Source organism: Occallatibacter gabretensis (assembly GCF_001449115.1).
GTDB lineage: Bacteria > Acidobacteriota > Terriglobia > Terriglobales > Acidobacteriaceae > Telmatobacter > Telmatobacter gabretensis.
Map to the genome: position 1 here is coordinate 273,387 of NZ_LAIJ01000002.1, position 21,920 is coordinate 295,306.

26 protein-coding genes are annotated in these 21,920 nt (G+C 60.9%); 1 reads left to right on the forward strand and 25 read right to left on the reverse strand.

Annotated features, from left to right (window positions below):
• Nucleotides 1–12: 12 nt before the first annotated feature.
• The 25 genes from VO84_RS03010 to VO84_RS03130 all read right to left on the reverse strand — a co-directional run bounded on the left by VO84_RS03010 (nt 13) and on the right by VO84_RS03130 (nt 20,718).
• Complete coding sequence (locus VO84_RS03010) at nt 13–1,296, reverse strand: endo-1,4-beta-xylanase (RefSeq protein ID WP_231737749.1); 1,284 nt, start codon at nt 1,294–1,296, stop codon at nt 13–15.
• A 43-nt stretch (nt 1,297–1,339) separates the two neighbouring features.
• Complete coding sequence (locus tag VO84_RS03015; protein ID WP_058185801.1) at nt 1,340–1,564, reverse strand: hypothetical protein; 225 nt, start codon at nt 1,562–1,564, stop codon at nt 1,340–1,342.
• A 113-nt stretch (nt 1,565–1,677) separates the two neighbouring features.
• Entirely contained in the window at nt 1,678–2,586 is a 909-nt protein-coding gene (locus tag VO84_RS03020; RefSeq protein WP_058185802.1) for a flagellin N-terminal helical domain-containing protein, read from the reverse strand.
• A gap of 62 nt (nt 2,587–2,648) precedes the next feature.
• Nucleotides 2,649–4,067: a flagellar hook-associated protein FlgK gene (gene flgK / locus VO84_RS03025; RefSeq protein ID WP_058185803.1), complete on the reverse strand. Its 1,419-nt coding sequence runs from the start codon at nt 4,065–4,067 to the stop codon at nt 2,649–2,651.
• Complete coding sequence (locus VO84_RS03030) at nt 4,054–4,386, reverse strand: hypothetical protein (protein ID WP_058185804.1); 333 nt, start codon at nt 4,384–4,386, stop codon at nt 4,054–4,056. Before VO84_RS03030 ends, flgK begins: the two co-directional genes overlap by 14 nt.
• 116 nt (nt 4,387–4,502) lie before the next feature.
• Entirely contained in the window at nt 4,503–4,805 is a 303-nt protein-coding gene (locus tag VO84_RS03035) for a flagellar biosynthesis anti-sigma factor FlgM (protein WP_058185805.1), read from the reverse strand.
• A 67-nt stretch (nt 4,806–4,872) separates the two neighbouring features.
• Nucleotides 4,873–5,304 (reverse strand): hypothetical protein, encoded by a 432-nt coding sequence (locus VO84_RS03040; RefSeq protein WP_058185806.1) that lies wholly within the window; start codon nt 5,302–5,304, stop codon nt 4,873–4,875.
• Nucleotides 5,304–6,440, reverse strand: coding sequence for a flagellar basal body P-ring protein FlgI (locus VO84_RS03045; RefSeq protein WP_082661648.1), 1,137 nt, complete (start codon nt 6,438–6,440; stop codon nt 5,304–5,306). The genes VO84_RS03040 and VO84_RS03045 overlap by 1 nt, the downstream gene beginning before the upstream one ends.
• Nucleotides 6,441–6,499: 59 nt before the next feature.
• The gene (locus VO84_RS03050) at nt 6,500–7,243 is read right to left on the reverse strand and encodes a flagellar basal body L-ring protein FlgH (RefSeq protein WP_082661649.1); all 744 of its coding nucleotides are present in this window, start codon (nt 7,241–7,243) and stop codon (nt 6,500–6,502) included.
• A complete protein-coding gene (locus VO84_RS03055; protein WP_157439694.1) occupies nt 7,243–7,701 on the reverse strand; it encodes a hypothetical protein in 459 nt (152 codons plus the stop codon). The genes VO84_RS03050 and VO84_RS03055 overlap by 1 nt, the downstream gene beginning before the upstream one ends.
• A 26-nt stretch (nt 7,702–7,727) precedes the next feature.
• Nucleotides 7,728–8,516, reverse strand: a complete 789-nt coding sequence (flgG, locus tag VO84_RS03060) for a flagellar basal-body rod protein FlgG (RefSeq protein ID WP_058185808.1) — start codon at nt 8,514–8,516, stop codon at nt 7,728–7,730.
• Nucleotides 8,517–8,676: 160 nt separating this feature from the next.
• Nucleotides 8,677–9,414, reverse strand: coding sequence for a flagellar hook-basal body protein (locus VO84_RS03065; RefSeq protein ID WP_058185809.1), 738 nt, complete (start codon nt 9,412–9,414; stop codon nt 8,677–8,679).
• Nucleotides 9,415–9,694: 280 nt separating this feature from the next.
• A complete protein-coding gene (locus tag VO84_RS03070) occupies nt 9,695–10,204 on the reverse strand; it encodes a chemotaxis protein CheX (protein WP_157439695.1) in 510 nt (169 codons plus the stop codon).
• A 117-nt stretch (nt 10,205–10,321) separates the two neighbouring features.
• Nucleotides 10,322–10,705 carry a response regulator gene (locus VO84_RS03075; protein WP_058185811.1) on the reverse strand — a complete coding sequence of 128 codons (384 nt, stop codon included), beginning with the start codon at nt 10,703–10,705 and terminating at the stop codon, nt 10,322–10,324.
• Nucleotides 10,706–10,822: 117 nt separating this feature from the next.
• Nucleotides 10,823–11,833, reverse strand: a complete 1,011-nt coding sequence (locus tag VO84_RS03080) for a GspE/PulE/PilB domain-containing protein (RefSeq protein ID WP_058185812.1) — start codon at nt 11,831–11,833, stop codon at nt 10,823–10,825.
• On the reverse strand, nt 11,821–12,633 hold the full coding sequence (locus VO84_RS21990; protein WP_231737750.1) for a FliM/FliN family flagellar motor switch protein: 813 nt from the start codon (nt 12,631–12,633) through the stop codon (nt 11,821–11,823). Before VO84_RS21990 ends, VO84_RS03080 begins: the two co-directional genes overlap by 13 nt.
• Complete coding sequence (locus VO84_RS03090) at nt 12,630–13,607, reverse strand: flagellar motor switch protein FliM (RefSeq protein WP_058185813.1); 978 nt, start codon at nt 13,605–13,607, stop codon at nt 12,630–12,632. Before VO84_RS03090 ends, VO84_RS21990 begins: the two co-directional genes overlap by 4 nt.
• Nucleotides 13,608–13,655: 48 nt before the next feature.
• Nucleotides 13,656–14,525 (reverse strand): FliA/WhiG family RNA polymerase sigma factor, encoded by an 870-nt coding sequence (locus tag VO84_RS03095; protein ID WP_082661650.1) that lies wholly within the window; start codon nt 14,523–14,525, stop codon nt 13,656–13,658.
• Nucleotides 14,526–14,622: 97 nt separating this feature from the next.
• Complete coding sequence (locus tag VO84_RS03100) at nt 14,623–16,755, reverse strand: flagellar biosynthesis protein FlhA (RefSeq protein WP_231737751.1); 2,133 nt, start codon at nt 16,753–16,755, stop codon at nt 14,623–14,625.
• Complete coding sequence (locus VO84_RS03105; RefSeq protein ID WP_058185814.1) at nt 16,752–17,927, reverse strand: EscU/YscU/HrcU family type III secretion system export apparatus switch protein; 1,176 nt, start codon at nt 17,925–17,927, stop codon at nt 16,752–16,754. Before VO84_RS03105 ends, VO84_RS03100 begins: the two co-directional genes overlap by 4 nt.
• A 3-nt stretch (nt 17,928–17,930) precedes the next feature.
• On the reverse strand, nt 17,931–18,698 hold the full coding sequence (locus VO84_RS03110; RefSeq protein ID WP_231737752.1) for a flagellar biosynthetic protein FliR: 768 nt from the start codon (nt 18,696–18,698) through the stop codon (nt 17,931–17,933).
• Between the two features lie 30 nt (nt 18,699–18,728).
• Nucleotides 18,729–18,998, reverse strand: a complete 270-nt coding sequence (locus VO84_RS03115) for a flagellar biosynthetic protein FliQ (RefSeq protein WP_058185816.1) — start codon at nt 18,996–18,998, stop codon at nt 18,729–18,731.
• Between the two features lie 54 nt (nt 18,999–19,052).
• A complete protein-coding gene (gene fliP, locus VO84_RS03120; protein ID WP_082661651.1) occupies nt 19,053–19,808 on the reverse strand; it encodes a flagellar type III secretion system pore protein FliP in 756 nt (251 codons plus the stop codon).
• Nucleotides 19,802–20,137: a flagellar biosynthetic protein FliO gene (locus VO84_RS03125; RefSeq protein ID WP_058185817.1), complete on the reverse strand. Its 336-nt coding sequence runs from the start codon at nt 20,135–20,137 to the stop codon at nt 19,802–19,804. The genes fliP and VO84_RS03125 overlap by 7 nt, the downstream gene beginning before the upstream one ends.
• A gap of 95 nt (nt 20,138–20,232) precedes the next feature.
• Nucleotides 20,233–20,718 (reverse strand): FliM/FliN family flagellar motor C-terminal domain-containing protein, encoded by a 486-nt coding sequence (locus VO84_RS03130; RefSeq protein ID WP_197413871.1) that lies wholly within the window; start codon nt 20,716–20,718, stop codon nt 20,233–20,235.
• A 173-nt stretch (nt 20,719–20,891) separates the two neighbouring features.
• Here VO84_RS03130 and pdxS point away from each other — a divergent pair, with 173 nt between their 5' ends.
• Nucleotides 20,892–21,845, forward strand: a complete 954-nt coding sequence (pdxS, locus tag VO84_RS03135; protein WP_058185819.1) for a pyridoxal 5'-phosphate synthase lyase subunit PdxS — start codon at nt 20,892–20,894, stop codon at nt 21,843–21,845.
• Nucleotides 21,846–21,920 lie beyond the last annotated feature (75 nt).

A 21,920-nucleotide genomic window follows, 5' to 3' on the forward strand; every position in this document is an offset into this window, starting at 1 on the left:
GACGCTCGCTTCTTAGGACGCGCCTTGCGGCTTTGCGGGAGCAATGGGGCTGCCCGGCACCGTGAACGGCTTATACAGATCCTGCGGCTTTGCTGTCGGGGCCGTCGGTGGAGTTATCGGCTGAGCTGCAAGCGGTTTCGCCGTGTCGATCGCATTTCGGAACGCATAGAATGCCGGAGTCGGACGCAGATCGTCATCAAACGGCAGCGGACGCTGACGCGCACCGTCTGGACGCACCGACCACGACTCCCTGCTCTGGTTGATCCACGAATGCGCGCTTGTAATTCCCCAGGTCAGTGCCGCCAGCACATTGGGCTCCGCCAGAACCAGGCTCAGGTAATTCTTGTAAACCTCGGCCACGGCGGCATCCTGCAGCTCGGGCCCTCCGGGCAGTTTGTGTGTATTCACATCAAGCTCGGTCACATACGCTTCCAGGCCCATCGCACGCGCCTCACGGATAAACGCAACCAACCCTGCACCGGGCTGCGGTCCATTCGCCTGCAGATGGCTCTGGATTCCCACGGCATGAATCGGCACACCGCGCGCTTTGAATCTCCTCAAAAGCATCAAGACATAGGCGCGCTTCGCAGTGTCTTCCGGCGTGTCCAGCTCGATTCCGTACTCGTTGTAAGTCAGCTTCGCCTCGGGGTCTGCCTCCGCTGCGGTCGTGTATGCAATTTCCAGATATTCCGGTCCGAGCAGCTCAAGCCATGGCGATTTCCTGAGCCCATCGCCACGCCCATCCTTCGGATTCACAGCCTCATTCACCACATCCCAGCTATGAATCTGTCCGCGATACCGCCCCGCCACGGTCTGGATGTGGTTCACCAGAAGTTGCTTCGCGTTGTCCTTTGTCGCCGTCGTCTGAAACCACGCCGGAATGCTTTCATGCCAGCAGAGGTTATGCCCGCGAACCCTCTGCCCCGCGAGCGACGCAAACTTCACCAGCTTGTCCGCCTGCGTAAAGTCGAAGGTCGTTGCCGTTGGCCGTAGCGCACGCCATTTCATTGAGTTTTCCGCTACCAGGATGTTCGCCTGCTCAGCCACCAGCCGCGTGTATGCGTCGGAAGTCGTTCCCGCGGCAAAGCCATCCACATCGAGGAGTTCGGGAACCACCGCCGTCCCACACAGCAGTCCGTGCGCCGACGCATGCACACGCAGCGAATCCGCCCCAACCGCATTCATCGCGATCTGGCCTGCATGCAGCCATTTCGGAAGCCCGGCAGCAGCGGCCATACCGAGAGCTGCCTTACTCACTTGTCTCCGCGTCAACAGCTTCGCGCCCACAAGACTCATCTTCAGGTCCTCATCTCAGAATTGGCTTTCGACGTTCGCAGCCTCAGTGCTTCTTCTGCGCTTCCCGCTGCACACTTCCCGTCCAGAAAAGAAACCTGAGCAGTTCCCATCGCTCCGCCCACAGAAATGCCATCATTTTGCCGGCAGTAATCTCTTCCGCCCATGTGCCGGAATACGTCTCCATGCGCCAGCGCAGATAGGAGCTGCGCCACGGCGTCAACCGCGCGCCGCGCGTCGCGTTCCACACAAAGCGAAGAGGTTCAAACATTCAGGTTCCTTCGCTCAAAAGTATACGCGGACCGCACACCACTCCAAAAACAGCGCGGGCGGCCGGGCCTCAAGCCCGCCGCCCACGATTTCTATATCTGACCTGCTTCTTTTTCAATATTGCAACTTATCGAAGAGGCTCCCGGAACCAAGCTGCGCGATCGTGTCTTCCAATGCGGTCGCCTGCGTCTCGGATGTCGACAGCTGCGTCGATACCTGGCCTACATCCGCCTGCATCAGGTTGGTCTGCGCGGAAGTCAGCTGCAGCGCCTCGCTCGTTGCCGCCGAAGAAGAAGCCGAAACCTGATTGATCGAGTTATCAATCGTGACCCGCTGTTCCGAGACCCAGTTCAGCGCCGAGTTCAGTGTATTCGTGTCTGCCGTTGCCTGCGCCTCATTCACAGTCGTGCCGGAGTAGTCTGCAATCAGCGCATTCAACGCGCCCATCACGCTGACCGAGCTGTTACCGCCGCCGCTGAAGATCTGCGAGCCGGGCACATTCAGCTGAATCTTCTGGTTATTCGGTGTCGTCAGGTAGTTCGCCGTTTGCCCGCCTTGTGCCGCGGTAATCGTGTAATTTCCTGACGCATCAAATGGCTCTGTCGTAGTCGCCGTGCCGGCAAAGATGTATTGCCCCTGGTAAGAGGTGTTCGACAGTTGTATCACCTCGCCCAGAATGCCCTGTATCTGGCTTCCAACCGCATTCACCTGGCTCGTATTCATCGTGCCGCTATTCGCGCTCGTCGCCAGGGAGATCGCCTGCGTCAACTGTGTGATTACTGAGCCCAGCGCTGAGTCTGCCACTTGCAGTTGCCCTGTAATCTGGCTTGTCGTGCTCGAATAAGAGTCGTCCTGCTGAATCTGATTCAGCAGGAGCACATTCTCTCCCGCTGCCACCGGATCCGTACTCAACGACGTAACGCGCGCACCGCTCGACAACTCGGATGAGTACTGCTGCTCATTGCCTTGCGCCTGATCCAGTGCGCTCACAAGGTTATTGATATAGCTCGGATCTACTCGCATCTCTTTTCGCTCTCCTCTTCTGGTTGTCTTTTGCGTTTCTCGCTTTCGCAGTCCGGGCTCTTTTACGACACTGCCGTCTGTTCGCCAAGATTCAGCGCTGAAGCCATGATGGCGTCCAGAATGGTGAAGAATTGGCTCGCCGCCTGGTAGGTCCGCTCCATGTTTGTCAGCGAAGACGCCTCATTATTCAGATTCACTTCGGAAAGCGAATTCCGCTGCGTTGTCAGCTGCGTTACGGAAGCGCTCTGCGCCGTGTTCTCCGTTTGCACCTCGGAGATCGTCGAACCCAGTTGCGTCGCAAAATCCGAGTAGTAGCTGTTCGGGTCGAGCCCATTCAACTGCGCCTGCACCGTGGTCTGCAGCGCAGATAGCGCCACCACATTTGAGTTGTCTCCCGAACTCGCTCCTGCGCCTGCAGCCGCAGCCGCAATTCCATTCGGATCCGTCATCACTACAGACATCGACTGCGCGCTCCCTGCCACCTGCGTGGGCTCGGCAAAGATATTGGCGCCAGTATTTCCGTCGTAGTCTGTTCCCGCGCTTTGCTGAGCGTTCACCGTGGTCGCAACGGTGTAGGCCAGATTGTCCAGAGAGGAAAGCGCCGATGGAATGTCCTGGTCGCGTGCTGTCAGATAGCCGCCCAGTTCGCCGCCACCGCTTGCCATGTTGCTTGTCGCATCCGTCGTGCCCACAAAGAAGTGCGTCACGCCGTTCACCTTGCCCGTCGTAATCTGGTTGCTCATATTCTGCGAAACGAGCACCTGCCCGGAGGTCGTCGTAATCGTCAGACCGTTGTTCTCCGTCGTGATCTGGTTAATACCGATCAGCTGCGACAACTGACTTAAGTCGGATTGCCGCTGATCCTCCAGCGTTCCCGCATCAGCATCCGGCGAAGTCGACATAATCTGCTGGTTCAGCTGTGCTATCGAGCTCGAAAGCGAATTGATCTGGCCCACGACAGAAGTCGCCTCCTGATCCAGCGCCTGTTGCTGCTGGCCCAGCCCATTGGAGGCATTTGATATATCCGCTGTCAGCGTCTGCGCTGAACTTATAACCTCTTGACGCAGCGAATTACTTGTCGCATTGGATTCGAGACTTGAAAATGAATCATAGAAATTCGTAATGTCGTTGCCAATGTCCCCGGCCTCTGAGCTCGACGAGCCCGAGTCCGGTGTAAACAGCGACTGCATTGTATTCAAAGCCGTCAGGCGCGTCGATGAGGACGACTCCAGCTGCTGCTGTTGATCAATCCGCCCTTCCAGCACGCGGTCCCGCAAAGACTCCGCGCCGGTTTCCGTCACTCCGTCGCCAAAGCTCGATCCATTGATCGTGACCGGCGAGCTCTGCTGAAAGATCGGCTGTTCCTCGGTATATCCCGTCGTATTCGCGTTGGCTACGTTGTTGGCAATCACGCCAAGCGCGGCCTGATCCGCATCCAGCGCGCCGGAAATGATATTGAAAGCCGAATTAATTGTTCCCATCGCTCGCCCCCTGGCGGGCCCAGTGATGCACCCGCGCCTGTCCGCCGTACTCCAGTTGTTCCTGCTGAAAGACACGCAGACGCATCATCACATCAAGATTCGCCCGCGTTGCCTCCAGCACTCTCGTAAAAACCACGAACTCTCCCGCGGCCTCCCGCGCCTGCGCGGCCAGCACTGCGCCCAGTTCGTCGTCGCCCGGCGCCCCTGATCTCTTTCGCAAATCCCGGTTAAGCGCCTGACAGCATCGCGCCAGTTCTTCCAGCCGCTCCGCATCGAGGCGCGCCAGCGCAGCCGATGCCTCGCGTACAAGTTCCTTCATCTCCGGTCGTACCTTCCCCTTTTGCGCCCCCATCTCGGCCCTCTGTCGCTTCCTCGCCGGCCCTGCCGGCTTGGTTGACTTTGCTGTTTTTCTTGCTCACAAAATTACGCACTTAATTACGCGCCCAGCCCCAGCATCGCGCCAATCGCGCGCTGCGCCACCTGCGAAGCTGGAACCAAATATGTTCCCGCCGTCAGCGCTGCCCGTACCGCGGCAACCTTGTCTTCGCGCACACCGCCCTCGTCCGGGCCATGCGCTGCCTGGCTTCCCGCCGTGCTCAGCGTCGCCCAGTCCGGATCAAGCGCAGAAGTTTCCGCCGAGCGATCCTGCACCGCTCGCCCATACGGCTGCGCCGGTCTCGGCTCCGTGACTCCCGGATTCAAACCCGCACTCAGGCTGCTGTTATTGCTCCACACCATCCGCAGTCTCCCCCCGTTTTTCGCCTATCTGGTCCCACTCATCGGCGCGGCCATCCAATCACTGAAGTCATTTCAGCGGCTTTATCTTTGTCTTGTCGCGTTCATTCCCGGCAGCGCGTGCCGCTTCGGTTTCATTCCCTTCATGGGAAAGATCGCGGTGGGAAAGCTGCTTGATAATCTTGTCCGCAATTCCAAAACCGCCCTGCAGGCTCAGCGCCTGCGCCAGAGACTCCGACGCGTATTCGCCCAGCGCTCCAGCCGAACCAAGTCCGCTTCCTCGATCGTCGTCATCGTCCTCGTCATCACCCGGAGCGCCTCCGCTCGTCAGCGGCTTCATCAGCTCTTTCATCAGCTGCGCTTCAAACTCGTGCGCCGCCTTCACCAGCTTCGGCTGAATGGTACCGGCCTGACCGCCTGCAAGCTTCCCCACCATTCCAGGAACAGCGGGGGGCGCATTGTGCACTGGGTCCAGATGATGCTGCTGCATGGCAATCCGCATCACAATACCTCCAGATCGGCCTCAAGCGCTCCGGCCTGTTTCATCGCCTGCAGAATCGAGATCACATCACGCGCTCCGGCGCCGGTACGCTGCAGCTCCTGCACCAGGTCCTCCACCGTCGCGCCCTGCTTCAGATCAATCCGGTTGACCGGCTTGTCCTGTGCCTCTACCGTAGTCTTGTTCACTACCTCGGTCGTTCCCTGGCCAAAGGGATTCGGCTGGGAAACCATCGGCTCTGAGACCACATTCACCACCAGCCCGCCGTGCAGAATCGAAACAGGCTGCAGCCGCACCATGCCTCCAATCACGACAGTTCCTGTCCGCTCATTCACCACCACCCTGGCCCGCGGTGAAACATCCACCTCGACAGCCTCGACCGCATCCAGCAGCGCTGCGCGGTCTTCTTCCGGCTTTGGCTCAATTTCCACCTGCCGGCTGTCGATCGCGTGTGCCCTTGGGGTCCCCAGAGCCTTGTTGATCGCCGCCGCCATCCGTTCCGAGGTATGAAAATCGGCGTCATTCAGTACCACGTCAACAGTCTTCAGCTGGTTCAGCTCAAATGGCACCGCACGCTCCACCAGAGCCCCGGATGGGATCCGCGCCGTCGTCGGATGGTTCAGCTGCCTGACATTGCCCGCCGCCGCGACGGTATAACCGCCCAGCACCAGCGCACCTTGCGCCTGCGCATAAATCTGCCCGTCCGGCCCATACAACGGAGTCATCAGCAGCACGCCGCCTTCAAGCGAGCGCGCATCGCCGGCTGAAGAAACCGTGATGTCAATCTTCGAGCCCGACCGGCTGAACGGCGGCATAGTCGCCACCACGAAAACAGCCGCCATGTTGCGAATCTGCATATTCTGCGCAGACTGCGCAGACTGCGTTCCGCCTGAGAGCGGCACCGTCACGCCCATCTTCTGCAGTGCCGATATCAGCGTCTGCGCCGGAAACACCGTCTGCTGCGAGTCGCCGCTGCCGCGCAACCCCACCACCAGCCCATAGCCCACAAGCTGGTTGTCGCGGATGCCCTCGATCGAGGCAATGTCTTTCACCCGCGCCTGCTGCGGCTCCGCCTGGGTCCATGCTGCAAAATACAGCGCTCCTGACAGAACCAGGTACAGCATTTGTTTCCGCTTCATTACGCGCTCCAGTCCCCTAGTCCCTATGTCCCTTAGTCCCATCTTCGGATCGCAATCGATCAGAAGATCAAGATCTTCTGCAGCCACCGCACGATTGGATTCTGACGGTACGTTGTATCGTTCACAATGCCCTTGCCCGTCACCTCAAGCTCAAGATCCGTCATCGCCGTTGAAAGCACCTGGTTCTGCGCGCTTACATCCTCCGGTCGCACCAGCCCGCGCAGCTTGATCAGCTGCGTCTGCTGCGAGAAGGTCAGCTCGCGCGTGGCCTGCACCACCAGCATTCCGTTCGGCAGCACATCGATCACCTCGGCCCCAAAGGTCGTTAACAGGCTTGAATCCGTCGTGCTCTGCCCTGAAGCAGTCAGCCCCGAAGACGCCTTCATGCCTACGAGATTCTGCAGTGCGTTGCTCGTCTTCAGCGCGCCAAAGAGAGAAGTCAACCCGGAGTTCGCGTTCGATGCGCGCGCATTCTTCACGCCGCCATCGGTCTCAGCCGTCAGGCTCTCGGCCACCACCACGGAAAGCACATCGTGCAGCCGGTAAGCCTTCACATCCGTGCCCAGCCGCACCAGTTGCCCGGATGGCGCCCACAACGATCCCGCCTCATGCGTCTCAGCAGCCTGCTGCGCCCGCACCCGCTGCACGTATGTCTTCAGGGCTTCTTCCGGCAGTGATGACTTCGTATCCTGCGAAAAGGGATTTTTCTTCGGCCCGCCGAAGAGCAGCAGCGCTCCGCACAGGCCCCAGAAGAAGACCGCTTTGGCAAATCTCCGGTAGGGTCTTGCCACCACTCCGCTCATCACCGCGTCTCCTCTTCCATCTCCGCTGTGTTTGGCGCAATCGCCCGCACTGCGAGAACCCTTCCGCCGATCGCCAGCCTGGCCCGCAACTCGCCGCCGGTCCCCGCACTCGTCAGAGCCGTCGCTTCCAGCCATGCACGCATCACAGACGTCTGCTCTTCCACCACAATCTTGTCCCCGGCGTGAATCATCAGCTTCTCCCCTGTTGCTTCCGCGCCCGCTCCAGCCGCTCTTTCCTTGCCGGCTTCGACCAGCACCCAGTGAGCCAGCGCCGCAGGATGCTCCGCATCGCGCATCAGCACCCAGCGCGCGCCAGTACCGGGGTCCGTTCTTTCACTCACGATTCTTTCGTTTACGATCCGGCCATCTGCAGCTCTCTGCTGCGCCGTAAGGCCGCAGATCAGCACCGCTGTCATGCCAGTGAGACCTGCAACCCTAAGCCAGTGACGAGTTCGCATGGAAAGGCTCATCTGCTCTCTCTCACTTACCGTGTCATGTTGTTGACCTGCGAATACATGTCATCCGCGGCCTTGATCACCTTCGAGTTCGACTCATAAGCCCGCTGCGCCAGCACCATCTGCACAAACTCGGTCACCACGTCCACATTCGAGTTTTCGAGATACCCCTGCTGAAGCGTGCCCACGCCCTCGGCCCCGCCCGGATTGCCCAGCACCGGATCGCCCGAGCTCAGCGTCTGAGTCAGGTAATTGCCGCCCATGTTTTCCAGGCCGCCGGGATTGGGAAAGGTTGCCAGCTGAATCTGCCCAAGCTGCGAGGGATTGCTCTGTCCCGGCATCGTCGCATTCACTACGCCGTACTGCGTAATCGTGATCGCCGTCGCCGTCGCCGGAACCGTGATCGTGGGAATAACCGGATCACCCTCTGCTGTCACAATCGTTCCCTGGCTGTTCAACTGAAACTGTCCCGCGCGCGTGTAGGCAATCGTTCCGTCGGGGCGCTGCACCTGGAAGAATCCATTCCCTTCAATCGCCATGTCGAGCGGATTGTCGGTCTCGTTCAACGAGCCCTGCGTGTTGATCACCTCTGTCGCCGCGGACTTCGTGCCCAGTCCTATCTGCAACCCGGCAGAGACCGTCGACTGGCTCTGCGCCGCGCCCGGCGTCACCAGGTTCTGATACACCATGTCCTGAAACTGCAGGCGCAACTGTCTGAAGCCTGTCGTCGCGGAGTTAGCCAGGTTGTTGGCAATCGTGTCCAGATTCAACTGCTGCGCGCTCATGCCGCTCGCTGCTGTATAGAGTGCTCGAATCATATTCCCTCGCAGTTTTCAGAGATCCGAGATCAGAGATCGGATTGTCTTTCCCCGATCCAATGCCTCAGTCTCCAGTTCGTATTGCCCACTGATTTGCGCCGCTCCTCTTTCTGAGTGGCGCACTTACTGATCCCTGGTCTCTGACAACTGATCTCTGCCACTACACCTTCGGCAGATCCTCGGTTGCAAACTTGTTGAAGTCTGTATGAAAGGTCGTCAGCGCCTTCTGCATCATCTCGGCCTGGCGCTGCATGACAATCAGGTCCAGCGTTCCCTGAATCACATCCTGATTCGCCGCCTCAATCGTTCCCTGGTGCACCGTCGCATCCTTTGATTGCGTCGCCTTCGCACCCTCAGGCGCAACGTAGCGATTCGTACCCTCCGCCTTGAGTTGCACGCCGGGAGCAAAGCTCACCACGCCGACCGTGGCCACAGTGCCGCCTGCCACTGAGACCGCGCCATTCGCGCCGATCGAAACCTCGCCCGGCGGCATCACAATCGGCTTGCCGTTCACGTCCAGCACTGGTTCGCCGCGCCCCGTCACCAGCGTGCCGTTCCCTGCGCGGTGAAAGCTGCCATCGCGCGTAAAACGTACGCCATTGGCCGTCTGAATCTCAAAAAATCCCTGACCTTCGATTGCAAGATCGAGCGGATTGCCTGTCTGGTCGAGCGCGCCCTGGCCCATGTTCAGCATGTCGCCGCCCAGCAGGCCAAAGTTGTTCACCGTGTGCCCCAGCTGCGAGTCCAGCGCATCCTGACCAAGTAAGACGGAGCGAAAATACTCCCGCTCTGCACGATAGCCCGGCGTCTGCGCATTGGCCAGATTACCGGCCGCAGTGTCCAGCGCCTGTGTGCGCGCTACCAATCCCGTCAATGCCGCGTAATACCCGCTACCCATCCGCACGCTCTCCTGTTCGTGTAGAAGATGTGCAGCTAAATGGCCGAAATCTATGCAGGGAAGATTAGGAAAAACTAGGGGTCAGGGGTCAGAGATCAGAAAAACGTCTCTGTAAAAAGTCGCCCTCTTCAATTCTTCGCACGATACTGAAACAACATTGTGCCTCGAAGCAAACAGACTGATCTCTGATCTCTGCTTCAAAAAAATTCCCCGGCGCGTGTGAGGGCACGCCGAGGAAAAAGGAACTGCAAACCTACTATCGTCTCTATTTGAAAAACCTTTATCTCAATCCATCGCAGATGATCGTCACGTCAAAGCGCGCGCCATCCAGGCTGAAGAAGTGGTGTACCCGGAACTCCGGCGATTGCACATGAATGTTGTAATCCCTCCCCGTAATCACCGCCGGCACCGAAAGCCCGCAGTGCCCGGCCAGATTCGGCACACGCCCCTTCCACGCTCCGGCCAGCATGTTGCAGATCTCGCCGAAGGCATCCCTCACCGTATCGTCCAGCTCTACAAACTCCATGCCCGTCATCCGTTCGGCCAACAACCGCGCCGTCTCCGCACTCGAACGCAGAACGCAGGCGCCGCTGAAGAGTCCGCCAAATCCCACCACTGCCGTCACCGACTCCGGCGTATAGGGCACAGCGGGATCCTTCTCGCGCAGGCACGTGCCGCCCATCATCGTATGAAATACCTCTTCCACACTTGCATCCAGATTTCTCGGATCCGCGATCAGTTCCACGGACTCACGCAACGAAACGCCCATATCCTCTCTGCCCTCTCTCACTCACTCGATCTCATTGCGCGGCTCCGGCCGTCCATGCTCCCGCAGGTCAAGTTAGCGAGATCAAGTCAGCGAGATCAAGCCGGCGCCTTCCTGTTTCCACCCGACTGCCCTCCACGCTCAGGCCGCCTTCAGCAACGGCAGAACCCGCTCCTTCACCTGTTCGGCCGTAAACGGCTTCCGGATATAGCCCGCCGCGCCGGCCTGGATCGCCTGCTTCACATGCTCCTCGCTCGATTCGGTGGTAATCATGATTACCGGCACACCCGCAGCCAGGTTCTGCGCCTTCAGCTGGCGCACAAACTCGATGCCATCCATCACCGGCATGTTGATATCAGAGAGAATGATGTCCACAGCGTTGTCCTTCAGCACTTCCAGTCCCTCGGCTCCGCTGCCGGCCTCGTGCACCACCAGCGTGTCGAGCCCTGCCTGCCGCAGCGCCCTCTCCACAATCTTCCGCATCACGGAAGAGTCATCTACAATCAGCGTGCGTATCTCACTCATGCCCAGGTTTCCTTCCCCCTCCTGACCTCTCTATCGGCCCTCGGCGCAGCTTCTTCAACCCGTCCCCTGCGTGTTCAGAAACAGCCATCTCGTCAGGCAGTACGCCCTGTCGGCTCTCTATCCGCCTACCGTTCCGATCACATCTTCCACCGTTCCCGTCTCGGAGAAGATTCCCGCTCCCGGCTCTGCCTTGCGCAGCATGCGTAGCCACAGGAAATCATGCACCCGCACCAGCCGCGCCTCTGCCGGACCAGCCTTCTCAATAGCCCGCCCCATAGCCCGCGCCAGCGTCTCTTCGCTCACAGCCTCCACCAGCTCCACTGACGGATACTTCGTCCGCAACGCGCGCTCCTGCGCCGCGCCGAAATCCGCATCCGCCACCACGCCGCACTCCACGCGCAGCCCCGTCATTCGCTCAATCGCTCGCGCCAGCACCGGGTCCAGCCTGTCCTCAAAGCCCAGGTACAACACCTTTCCCGCCGCCAGACGCAACGGAACCGCGCCAAAAGCATCGACAAACAACCGCGGAACCAGCTGAGCCAGCCCTTCCGGATCATGCCCGGCTGTCGGCAGAACCGGGCAACTCCATTGGAGAGCTAGAGCGCGCGTCACCAGCTCCCCGCTGACGCCCTGTTGCCGCACCAGCCAGCCACCCAGCCGTCCGCCGTTCTGCTTTTGGCTCGTAACAGCGCCGCGCAGCTGGCTTTCCGTGATCCATCCTTTCTCGAGCATCAGCAGCCCCAGCGGAATCCGGTGACGGTACGGCTGCTTCGTCCCCGTGCGGCCCTTATTCTCCCGCGACAAGGCCGTCCGCACGCGCGCCTCTGTGCAGGCCGCCGAACAGCTCCAGCCGCCCTCAAAAACCGGTCCGCTCCGGTTCCTCCAAAGCTGCATCCATCCCGTCCGGCACTGCGGATTGGCGCAGGTCTGCATCAACCCGCCGCGCTTGCCTTCTTCGGCAGAGACCGTTCTCTTCCCCGGAGCCTTCCGCTCCACCACGCGGCGCAGAATCTCCTCCGCCGCATGCGGATCCAGATTCCGGTCCGGATTCCGGAGTCCACTTCGATCCCTCTGCAAATTCCACTCCGGATCGCTCTCCCGCGTGTTCTGTCGATTTAAAAGAGGCATCGAATCGTCTCCAGCCGCCGCCGCGGTTCCGCAACCTCGGTCACCCGCAGGCCAAAGTTGCCATTCACCAGCACCACGTCTCCACGCGCCACAATCTTGTCGGCGATGATCAGATCCACGGGGTCCGAAATATGCCTGTCCAGCTGCACCACATCGCCCGGTCCCAGCTCCAGCAGCTCACCCAGCAGCAACTCCCGGCTGCCAAAACGCAGCGTAGCCTCAAGCTCCACATCCAGCAGCAAATCAATTCCCGGCGCAACTCCGGCAGCCACAGCTCTATCCGCACTTTGCTGCGCGGCTGCAGGCGTGCGCCCTGTCGCCGTCTTCGTCGTCTTTCCCGCCGTCTCAGCCTTTCCTGCCTCTGTCTTCCCCGTCTCAACCTTTTTCGCCGCGTGCACATCGTCGCGCACCAGAACCGTCCAGGTCCCTGAACTCGTTTTCAGCTGGAAGGCACGCGAGATCTTGTTCTCGGCAACAATCTCCTCTACCTTCCCTAAGGTCACCTTTAGCCCGGACTCCGCCAGCAGCTCTCCTGCGGCCGATTCCGTGATCTCTTTCATCAGCTCGCCCCAGGCGCTCTTCTGGTCCACGCCTTCACCCAGCAGCGGAACCTCCAGTACCCCGGCGTCCAGCACGACGGCGAACCGTCCCTCCTTTTCTCCGGTAACCGTGACTGCAAATCCGAAAGAGCCACCCGCCAGAGGCTTCGGCAGTGATTCGGTAAATTCCGACTCGCCAGCCAGCGCCTGTGTCAGCAGTGCGCTTGCCACCCCAATCCAGCAATCAAGAAATGTCTTCATGCCTCCACTTCCTCCTTGCGGCGTTCCATGCGCGCCGCGCGCCGTGTGCCTTGCCGAATCGCCTCCGCGGTCGCCAGCAGCTGGCCTCCCACGCGCCACTCCGGCGCCGTGCCGGAGGGTACATTGAACCGGATCACCGTTCCCGGCTCCATCGTCTCAATCGTTTTAAGAGGCACCCGTACCGATGGCAGCTGCAGCGAAGCCCCAAACGCGATCTTTTTGGACGACGTCTCCATCCGCGCTCGCACCTCCGGCGCATGCCGCCGGCTCTTGCCCCAGTCCGAGGTCAGCCTGCGCAGAACCGTGTTCGCCACCACCGCCGGAAATGCCAGGTTCAACAATCCCGACCCATGCGGCATCCGGATCTCAAAGCTCAGGCAGAGCGTCTTCTCATTCACCGGCATGATGCGCGCCGCTTGCGTCTGCATCTGACGCCGCTCAAAGTTGAAGCTCAACCCCACCGGCTGCCAGGCCATCGACAGCTCCCGGCAGACTATCTCCACCACACTGGCCAGGATCGATTCCTCAATATCCGTCAGCTCGCGCAACGCGCCCTCACGGCCCTCGCCGCCCAGCAGCAGATCGATGATCGGCGGCACCAGCCCCATCTCCATCTGGATCACGCTCAGCACGCCCAGCGGCTCCAGGCGCACCGCCGCCATGTAGTTCACCTCGGGAATCCGCAGCAGAAAGTCGTTAAACGGAATCTGCTCGGCGGAAACAAGGCTCACATGAAAGCGCGTTCTCAGCCATGCCGCCAGGTTATGCGTCAGGTTGCGCGCGAACAGATCGTTCAGAATGCTGATCGCCCTGAGCTGATCGTTCGAAATCTGTCCCGCCGTTGAAAAGCTGAACGGAACCACCCGCGCCTTCACCTCAGGCTGGGCCGTCGCGCCCTCGGATTCGGCCGCGGATTGCGCCCGCGCCGCCTCGAAGAGCGCGTCGATCTCGTCCTGCTTGAGCATCTTCTCCATCGCCAGCTACTCCTTTCTGTCTTTGCCTTGCCCTGTCTGCTCTGCCCGTCACTTTTCCGCTGATCTTGCTTTCTTTCTTTTCTTCTCAAAGACACCCTTTGAAGCAAGGTCCTTGAGCGAAGCCCGCAACCTTGCCACCGCCGAGGCATGCACCTGCGAAACCCGCGACTCCACCACGCCCAGCGCCAGGCCAATCTCGCGCATCGTCATCTCCTCGTAGTAGTAGAGGGTCATCACCAGCCGCTCCCGTTCGGGAAGCTTCGAGATCGCCTCCGTCAGCCGGTCTTCGAGCTCTCCTCTCAGGCAGCGGAAGAGCGGGTCTTCCTCGGGATTTCCCGGCACGTAGGCCAGCTCCTCGTCGCCCGAGTCCTCATTCCGCTCCACGTGCAGCGTGCCAATCTCCAGGCCTTTCAGATCGCCGAGCAGCTGCTGATAGTCGTCCAGCGAGATTGACATCTCCGCCGCCACCTCGCTCTCGCTCGGCGCGCGTCCCAGCCGGCTGGTCAGCACCCGGATCGCCTCTTCCACCGCGCGACCCTTGCGCCTCAGCTCCCGCGGGCTCCAGTCGAGCGTCCGCAGGCTGTCCAGAATCGCTCCGCGGATACGGAACTGCGCGTAGCTGCGGAACTGCACCTTCTTCTCCGGGTCAAACTTGGCGAAGGCATCCATCAGCCCCACCACGCCGGCCGAGATCAGGTCCTCGATTTCCACGTGCTGCGGCAGCCGCTCATGAATCCGCCTGGCCAGAAACCGGACCACCGGGAGGTGTTCGAGAAGCACACGCTCCTGCTCCGGCGTCATCGCGGCGCCACTTGCGCTGATCCCCGCCATCGGATACCAGCCGCCCACAGGCGCCTGTTCCTCTTGCTGCTTTCGGCCTTCAGCCGTTCCTGACGTCGTTCCCGCCGTTTCCAGCATCTGCTCCGCCTTACCTCTTCAAGAAATGCCTTGCTGATTCCCTGCTTGCAGGCCCGCAATGAGCCCGCCTCCATTGGCTTGTCTTAACGAAATGCTCTTAACGAACCGTGCCCACCGGCCTCAGTCGAATCTCCGGCGGAATCTCCGCCGCCGCTATCACCGGAAGTCTGGGAAAAAGTGGTTCAAGCCACCGCCGGACGTAGTAACGGGCGGGTGACGGACATAACAGCACTGGCGGGGCCGAAGGAGAAGAGCCGCCGATAAGCGATTTCACAGAATCGGCCAGCCGCCGGACCAGCGGCGTTCCCGCCGCGCCGGAGGCGGCCAGCATCCGTCCGGATGGATCAGGCGACACCGTCGCCAGAATCTCGTCTTCGAGCTGTCCGTCCAGCAGCATCACCGGAAGTTGACCATCCGCATCGAGCAGCGGCTGCACCAGTCTCCGGCCCATCTTCTGCCGTGCCGCTTCCACCAGCACCTCGGTCGATTTGTTCAGCGGAGCCGTCTCGATCAATGCTTCGAGAATCGACCCCAGGTCGCGAATTGAAACCCGCTCGCGCAGCAGCTGCTCCAGCACCCGGCCCACCTCGCCGAGCGTCAGCAGCTTCGGCACCAGCTCTTCCATCAGCCGCGGGTGTGAATCATTCAGCGCATCCGTTAACCGCTTGATCTCCGCTCTTCCCAGCAGCTCCCATGCGTGCCCGCGAATCAGCTCCCCCAGGTGCGTGGTCATCACCGTCGCGGCGTTCACCACCGAGTACCCCGCCGCGATCGCCTGCTCCTCTATCTGCGGCGCGATCCAGATCGCCGAAACCCCGAAGGCCGGCTCCCGGGTCTCGCGTCCGGGCAGAGACCTGCGGTTCGATTCGCCCGATACCGCCAGCAGCTGCGGACCCTCGGTCTGCCAGCGCCCGATCTCCATTCCCCGCAGCGAGACCACGTACTCCCTCGGCCTCAGCCGCAAATTGTCTGAGATATGCACCGGCGGAATCAGGAAGCCAAGCTCAGCGGAAAGATGCCGCCTCAACGTGCGCACGCGATTGAGCAGTTGACCGCCCTGCTTTTCATCCACCAGAGGAATCAGCTGGAATCCAATCTCGAGCGTCAGCTCTTCGAGCTTCAGCAGCGAGGCAATCTCAGCCGTCTGCGCAGTCTTCTTCGTCTCAGAAGGCGCACCAACGGGTGCAATCGCCTTCGCAGCTTTCTTCGAGACCATCCGCCCGCCCACAAAGAGCGCGGTCGAAACCAGCAGAAAGGACAGCTTCGGCAATCCTGGAATCAGGCACAGCACCGCCGTCACCAGCCCGGCCAGGTACAAGGTCGCAGGCCGCGCCAACAGCTGTTCGCGAATCTCGCCACCCAGCATCCCCGCCGAGTTCGCCCTCGTCAGCACGATGCCGCCCGCCACCGAGACCAGCAGCGAGGGAATCAATGTCACCAGCCCATCGCCCACCGTGAGAATCGTGTAGGTCTTCACCGCATCGCTCAGACTCACACCCTGCTGCAATGTGCCGATCAGCAATCCCGCGATAATATTGATCGCCGTAATCAGAATCGTGGCCAGCGAATCGCGCTGATTAAATCGCGCCGCGCCATCCATCGCGCCGTAGAATTCAGCCTCGCGCGCAATCGCCTGCCTTCTCCGCCGCGCCTCGGCCTCATCAATCAGACCGGCGTTCATGTCGGCGTCAATCGCCATCTGCTTGCCCGGCAACGCATCGAGCGTAAATCTCGCCGTTACCTCCGCCGTTCTTACCGCACCATGCGAGACCACTAGAAACTGAATCGCAATCAGCGCGAGAAACAGCACAAAGCCCACCACATAATTGCCGCCCACCACAAACTGCCCGAAGGCCTCGATCACGTTGCCCGCAGCCGCCGTGCCTTCCGAGCCGTGCAGCAGAATTCGCCTGCTCGACGCGATATTCAACGACAGCCGGAATAGCGTCAGCAGCAGCAGCAGCGTCGGAAAGACGCTCATCTCCACGGCCCGCCGAATCTGCACCGCCGAAAGAAAGACAATCATCGATGCCGCCATCGAAAGCGCCAGCAACATATCCAGCGCCATCGCCGGCAGCGGCACCAGCATGACAAAGATCACGCTGATGGCCGCCAGCGGCAGCAGATAGTCCTTGAACCGGCCCAGAAATGCGGCCAGCGCCTGTGCCGGATTCGTCACCGTTACGCCAGCGCCTTTGGCCTGTGTCCCCGCCATTGCACTCGTGCTCATCGCATCTCTCTCCCGGGCAGGTTCGCCCCCATGTTTTTCAACGAATGCGCAGCCTGTGCCGCCTGCTGCGCCGTGGCCCTGGCCGCCTTCGCCTGGGCCTCGCGATACTTCTTCTCTCGCAACTCCTGCTCCACCCTCTGCTTGTAGAGCCAGGCCAGAATCGAGGCCACTGCCTGGTAGAGATCCACCGGAATCGATTGCCCAATCTCCACAGACTTGTAGAGACTCCGCGCCAGCGGCGGATTCTCAAGCACCGGAACCCCCGCCCATCGCGCCTCGGCCTTGATCTCCTCGGCCAGTAGATTTCTTCCCTTGGCCAGCACCTTCGGCGCTTCCATCGTGCCGAAGTCGAATCCCAGCGCCACCGCATAGTGCGTCGGATTCGTAATCACCACCGCCGCGCGCGCCACATCTTCCTTCACACGCTTGCGCCGCATCTGCCGCTGCAGGCTCCGGATCCTGCTCTTGATCTGCGGCGATCCCTCAGTCTCCTTGTGCTCTTCGCGCATGTCCTGCTTGGACATCTTCAGCCGGCTCTCGCGGCTCTGCCATTCCACGGCATAGTCCACCGCCGCCCAGCCAAAGAGCAGCCACGCCGCGGCCAGCAGCAACCCATACACATCGCCGCCCACGGCTTCAATCCGCGCCATCGAAAACGGAGGCATCTGCGTCTCATGCGCAATCCGCTGCACCGCAAAGACCATCAGCAGCGCAGCCGGAACCAGCGATTTTCCCAGCCTTGCCAACGCGCGCAGCGAGAAGAGATTCTTCACATTCGCCAACGGGTTCACGCGCTCCGGCTTGAACGCCAGCGCCTGCGGATGCACCTGGATTCCCCCCGTCTGCAGCACCGCTACCGCCAGCGCCGCCGCGGCCACAGCCACCATCAGCATCCCCACCGGCGAAAGCAGCTCCAGCGTCAGTCTCCGAAAAGTAAACAGCGTCGGCAGCATCTCCGTCGGCTCCCAGTGCCGCGTCTCGCCCAGCGACAGAAACCCCGCAAACGTCCCGCGCCATACCTCCATCGACCGCGTTCCCATCGCGCCCAGCATCATCGCCCCGGCCAGCGTCGCAGCCGCGCCGGTCAGCTCGCGGCTGTGCAGTATGTCGCCCTGCTGCCGCGCCTTCTCCCGTCGATGCTGTGTTGCCTGTTCTGTGCGCTCTCCGGCCATCGGCTAACCCTTCCCCCCGTTCGCAATCAGCGCCTGCGCCAGGTCAAGCAATCCCGCAAAGCGCGCCCCGATAAACCGCGGCCACACCGCCAGCGAACCTGCCAGCACCACAAAACCCGCCAGCGTCTTGATCGGAACCGTCAGCGACATCACCGGAAGCTGCGGACTGATCTTGCCTAGCAGCGCAACCGTCACCTCCACCAGCAGCGTCGCCGCCATCACCGGCGCGGACAGCTCCACCGCCGCCAGAAACACGCCGCTCGCCGCTTTTACCACTCCAAGCGCTCCGGCCTGCGAGAGAACAAATCCCCCCAACGGAACCGCGTGAAAACTTCGTATCATGCTTGCCAGCAGAACCCTGTCCAGCCCCGCCGTAATCAGCACCAGCGTGCCCATCAGTTGAAAGAGATCGCCCAGCAGCGGCGTCTGGATCGAAGAGGACGGATCCAGCAGATTCACCAGCGAGAAGCTCAGCTGTGCGCCCAGGATCTGCCCGGCAAAGAGCATCATCTCGTTCAACAGCGCCAGCGTCAGCCCATACAAAATCCCAACCCCCACCTCGCCAATCAATCCCTCGTAGCTGATCTCCACCTTTGCGTTGGGCAGCGCCGCCACCAGCGGAGCCAGCAGGTAGCTCACTGCCAGCACAAATGCCGCCTTCGTCCGCGCCGGCAGCGCGCTTGAGGAGAAGAACGGCGCAAAGGCTACCATCCCGCTCACCCGTACCAGCGCCAGCACCAGCGCGCTCAGAAAATGTGCCCAATCCTGCAAATGCAGCTCCTCAAGCTTTCTGTTATGTCTTCAACCAACAAACCGGTGGAAGTCTCCCAGCAGCGTCTTCGTGTACGTCACCATCCGCTCCACAAACCACGGCATGCCCACCAGCAGAATCGTCGTCACCGCAAGCAGCCGCGGCACCGAGGTCAGCGACTGGTCCTGCAGACTCGTTAACGTCTGCACCAGGCTCAGCAGAAAGCTCAGCAGCGCCGTCGCCAGCAGAATCGGAGCGGCCAATATCATCGCCTCACGCAGCAGGTGCCGCATCAGTTCAGAAACCATATCTGGCGTCATCTATCTCTCCTTAAAAACTCAACAACATCTCTGTCTCAGAACCGGAAGAACGTTTTAAAAACTTTTCAGCAGCGATCCAGCCAGCAGATTCCACCCATCCACCATCACGAAGAGCAGAATCTTGAGCGGAGTCGAAACCACCACAGGCGGAAGCTGGAACATGCCAATCGAAGTCGTAATCGCCGCCGTCACCATGTCAATCAGCAGGAACGGAAGAAACAGCACCGCGCCAATCGCGAAGCCTGCCTTCAGCTCCGAAAGAATGTAAGCCGGAACCACCACGCGCATCGGCAGATCGTCGGCCGTATTCGGCCTGGGCACCTGTCCGGCTGCCGTAAATAGCGTGAGGTCCTTCTCGCGCGCGTATTTCAACATGAAGTGCTTCACCGGCTGCGCGCCTTTGTCGATGGCCTCAAGTCCCGTGATCTGTCCGTTGCGATAAGGCTCGACAGCCTGCTGATCGACTTGCATCAGCACCGGCGTCATCAGGAACCACGTCATCATCAGCCCCAGCCCCAGCAGCGTCGGGTTCGAGGGAGCCGTCTGCGTGCCGAGCGCCTGGCGCAAAAAGTGAAAGACCACCAGCAGCCGCACCAGCGGCGTCATCGCCATCAAAATGGAAGGCAGAAGCGCAATCAGCGTCAGAACAAAGACAATCGTCCACGGCGTGGAATCCGACGGATGCAGCTTCTGATTCAGATCGGGAATCATCGGCGCGGCCTGCCCTGTGCCCGCGGCCAGATTCAGAACCAGATGATTCAAGACAAGGTGATTCAAGACCAGATGATTCAGAACAAGGTGCGCTACCATGAGACCCTCGCCTTCACGCCGCGAGTTCTCGTCAAACTGTGTCCGCTCTCTCTGGGTCCGCTTTCAAGCCGCCCACTCTCCAGCGGATAAAACGCCGGCGCGCCTTCCGCTGAGCTCGCTACAAGAAAGCGACGACCCTCGGCCTCCACCAGCGCCAGCGTTTGCCGCGGAGCCAGCGTGATCCGCTCCACCAGCGCCAGCCTTGGAGCCTGCTTGCCCAGGCCGCGCAGTGCCAGGCCGTTCCGGGCGCTGCGCCACTTTTCGAGCAGCCACACGGCCAGCCCGCCGGGCTCAGTTTTTTCTTCCTTCCTCACATGCTTCCAGTTCACACTCTGCTCCGCTTCTTCTCCTGCTCTTGAATGGCAGGGTCTGTCGTACGGGGTCAGGAAATTGCTTTCAACTCAACCGCATCACGTCCGTTGCATCAGGTTAGGCGCGTCAGGCGCACCGCCAGCTGCGTATCCACCACTTCAAACTCGCTCCAGGCCAGCTGGATTTCGCCGCTCGCCACCGGCACGTCTTCGCCCGGCACCCAGCTGGACTCAATCAGCGATCCCGGCTCCAGCATCAGCAGATTCTTCACGCGAAAATTCCGGATCGGAATCCCCACGTCGAGCTGCACCGGAAGCCGCGCCTCCACGCTCTGCCGCTCAATCAGTCCTGTCTCTTCCACTGCCTCCAGGGTTGCGGTGGATGCCATCAGCGCCGAGCCTGCCTCTTCCTTCGCTTCCGCCGCGGCAGCTTCGGCAGAGGCTTCGGGGGCGGCATCCTTACCCATGACCACTTTCACGCCCGCGCTCAGCGCAGCCGCATCAAGCTTCATCGCCGGCCGAATCTCCTCCGCGAAACTTTGCGAAGCACTCGGCACAGCGCCCTTCAAACTGGTTTGCGAATTGATTTGTGTAGCCACGTCCTGCCTTAGTGCAGAAAGGTGACCAATTTAGGGACAGAAGGATTAGAAAGGCTTAAGAAATGCAGCCGGGCCACGCCCACTTCATTCGCTGATACACTGATAAGTGCATTCTCATTGCCCGATTCTCACCCATAAATGACCGCGCAATGATCTCCCAGAGGTCCAAAGTTATGTCAGAACAGAACGGAAATAAAGCTCTTACATCCACCAGCCTCCGCCTCAAGATCGGCCTCGCCGAAATGCTCAAAGGCGGCGTCATCATGGACGTCATGAACGTCGAACAGGCACGCATCGCCGAGGAAGCCGGTGCCACCTCCGTCATGGCTCTCGAGCGCGTCCCAGCCATGATTCGCGCCGAAGGCGGCGTCGCCCGCATGGCGAACCCCAAGCTCATCAAAGAGATCATCAACACGGTCTCCATCCCCGTCATGGCCAAGGCCCGCATCGGCCACTTCGCAGAGGCTCAGGTCCTGCAGGAGCTCGGCGTCGACTTCATCGATGAGTCCGAAGTCCTCACTCCCGCCGACGAGGCCCACCACATCGACAAGCACGCCTTCAAGACTCCCTTCGTCTGTGGCGCGCGCAATCTTGGGGAAGCCCTCCGCCGCATCGCCGAAGGCGCGGCCATGATCCGCACCAAGGGCGAAGCCGGCACCGGCGACGTCGTCCACGCCGTCCAGCACATGCGCCAGATCGTGAAAGAAATGAAGGCCCTCACCGTCCTCAGCGAGCAGGAGCTTTACCACGCCGCCAAGGAGCATCAGGCGCCCTACGAGCTCATCCGCATCGTTGCGCAGCTCGGCAAGCTTCCCGTGCCCAACTTCTCCGCCGGCGGCATCGCCACACCGGCAGACGCCGCCCTCATGATGCAGCTCGGCGCCGAAGCCGTCTTCGTCGGCTCAGGCATCTTTATGAAGGAACGCGCTACTCCGCTCGATGTCGAGAACGATCCCAAGGAGCGCGCCGAAGCCGTCTCCCGCGCCAAGGCCATCGTCATCGCCACCACGCACTACAAAGATCCCAAAATCGTCGCCGAGGCCAGCGAGCAGGTCACCGGCACCATGAAAGGCCTCGCCGCCGCCGCCATCGAAGAGCGTGACCTCCTCCAAACCCGCGGCTGGTGAGGACTCGCCGTCCAGGCAGCTGCGCTTCGCGCCGTTCTTGCCATAGATAGCGCTGTGGGCCTCCCGTTGGTCGGC

What these genes read in the sequence shown, in the direction of transcription:
- VO84_RS03010 (WP_231737749.1), bottom strand. Translation starts at nt 1,296, where the DNA reads ATGAGTCTTGTGGGCGCGAAGCTGTTGACGCGGAGACAAGTGAGTAAG.
- VO84_RS03015 (WP_058185801.1), bottom strand. Translation starts at nt 1,564, where the DNA reads ATGTTTGAACCTCTTCGCTTTGTGTGGAACGCGACGCGCGGCGCGCGG.
- VO84_RS03020 (WP_058185802.1), bottom strand. Translation starts at nt 2,586, where the DNA reads ATGCGAGTAGATCCGAGCTATATCAATAACCTTGTGAGCGCACTGGAT.
- flgK (WP_058185803.1), bottom strand. Translation starts at nt 4,067, where the DNA reads ATGGGAACAATTAATTCGGCTTTCAATATCATTTCCGGCGCGCTGGAT.
- VO84_RS03030 (WP_058185804.1), bottom strand. Translation starts at nt 4,386, where the DNA reads ATGAAGGAACTTGTACGCGAGGCATCGGCTGCGCTGGCGCGCCTCGAT.
- VO84_RS03035 (WP_058185805.1), bottom strand. Translation starts at nt 4,805, where the DNA reads ATGGTGTGGAGCAATAACAGCAGCCTGAGTGCGGGTTTGAATCCGGGA.
- VO84_RS03040 (WP_058185806.1), bottom strand. Translation starts at nt 5,304, where the DNA reads ATGCGGATTGCCATGCAGCAGCATCATCTGGACCCAGTGCACAATGCG.
- VO84_RS03045 (WP_082661648.1), bottom strand. Translation starts at nt 6,440, where the DNA reads ATGAAGCGGAAACAAATGCTGTACCTGGTTCTGTCAGGAGCGCTGTAT.
- VO84_RS03050 (WP_082661649.1), bottom strand. Translation starts at nt 7,243, where the DNA reads ATGAGCGGAGTGGTGGCAAGACCCTACCGGAGATTTGCCAAAGCGGTC.
- VO84_RS03055 (WP_157439694.1), bottom strand. Translation starts at nt 7,701, where the DNA reads ATGCGAACTCGTCACTGGCTTAGGGTTGCAGGTCTCACTGGCATGACA.
- flgG (WP_058185808.1), bottom strand. Translation starts at nt 8,516, where the DNA reads ATGATTCGAGCACTCTATACAGCAGCGAGCGGCATGAGCGCGCAGCAG.
- VO84_RS03065 (WP_058185809.1), bottom strand. Translation starts at nt 9,414, where the DNA reads ATGGGTAGCGGGTATTACGCGGCATTGACGGGATTGGTAGCGCGCACA.
- VO84_RS03075 (WP_058185811.1), bottom strand. Translation starts at nt 10,705, where the DNA reads ATGAGTGAGATACGCACGCTGATTGTAGATGACTCTTCCGTGATGCGG.
- VO84_RS03080 (WP_058185812.1), bottom strand. Translation starts at nt 11,833, where the DNA reads ATGCCTCTTTTAAATCGACAGAACACGCGGGAGAGCGATCCGGAGTGG.
- VO84_RS21990 (WP_231737750.1), bottom strand. Translation starts at nt 12,633, where the DNA reads ATGAAGACATTTCTTGATTGCTGGATTGGGGTGGCAAGCGCACTGCTG.
- VO84_RS03090 (WP_058185813.1), bottom strand. Translation starts at nt 13,607, where the DNA reads ATGGAGAAGATGCTCAAGCAGGACGAGATCGACGCGCTCTTCGAGGCG.
- VO84_RS03095 (WP_082661650.1), bottom strand. Translation starts at nt 14,525, where the DNA reads ATGCTGGAAACGGCGGGAACGACGTCAGGAACGGCTGAAGGCCGAAAG.
- VO84_RS03100 (WP_231737751.1), bottom strand. Translation starts at nt 16,755, where the DNA reads ATGAGCACGAGTGCAATGGCGGGGACACAGGCCAAAGGCGCTGGCGTA.
- VO84_RS03105 (WP_058185814.1), bottom strand. Translation starts at nt 17,927, where the DNA reads ATGGCCGGAGAGCGCACAGAACAGGCAACACAGCATCGACGGGAGAAG.
- VO84_RS03115 (WP_058185816.1), bottom strand. Translation starts at nt 18,998, where the DNA reads ATGACGCCAGATATGGTTTCTGAACTGATGCGGCACCTGCTGCGTGAG.
- fliP (WP_082661651.1), bottom strand. Translation starts at nt 19,808, where the DNA reads ATGGTAGCGCACCTTGTTCTGAATCATCTGGTCTTGAATCACCTTGTC.
- pdxS (WP_058185819.1), top strand. Translation starts at nt 20,892, where the DNA reads ATGTCAGAACAGAACGGAAATAAAGCTCTTACATCCACCAGCCTCCGC.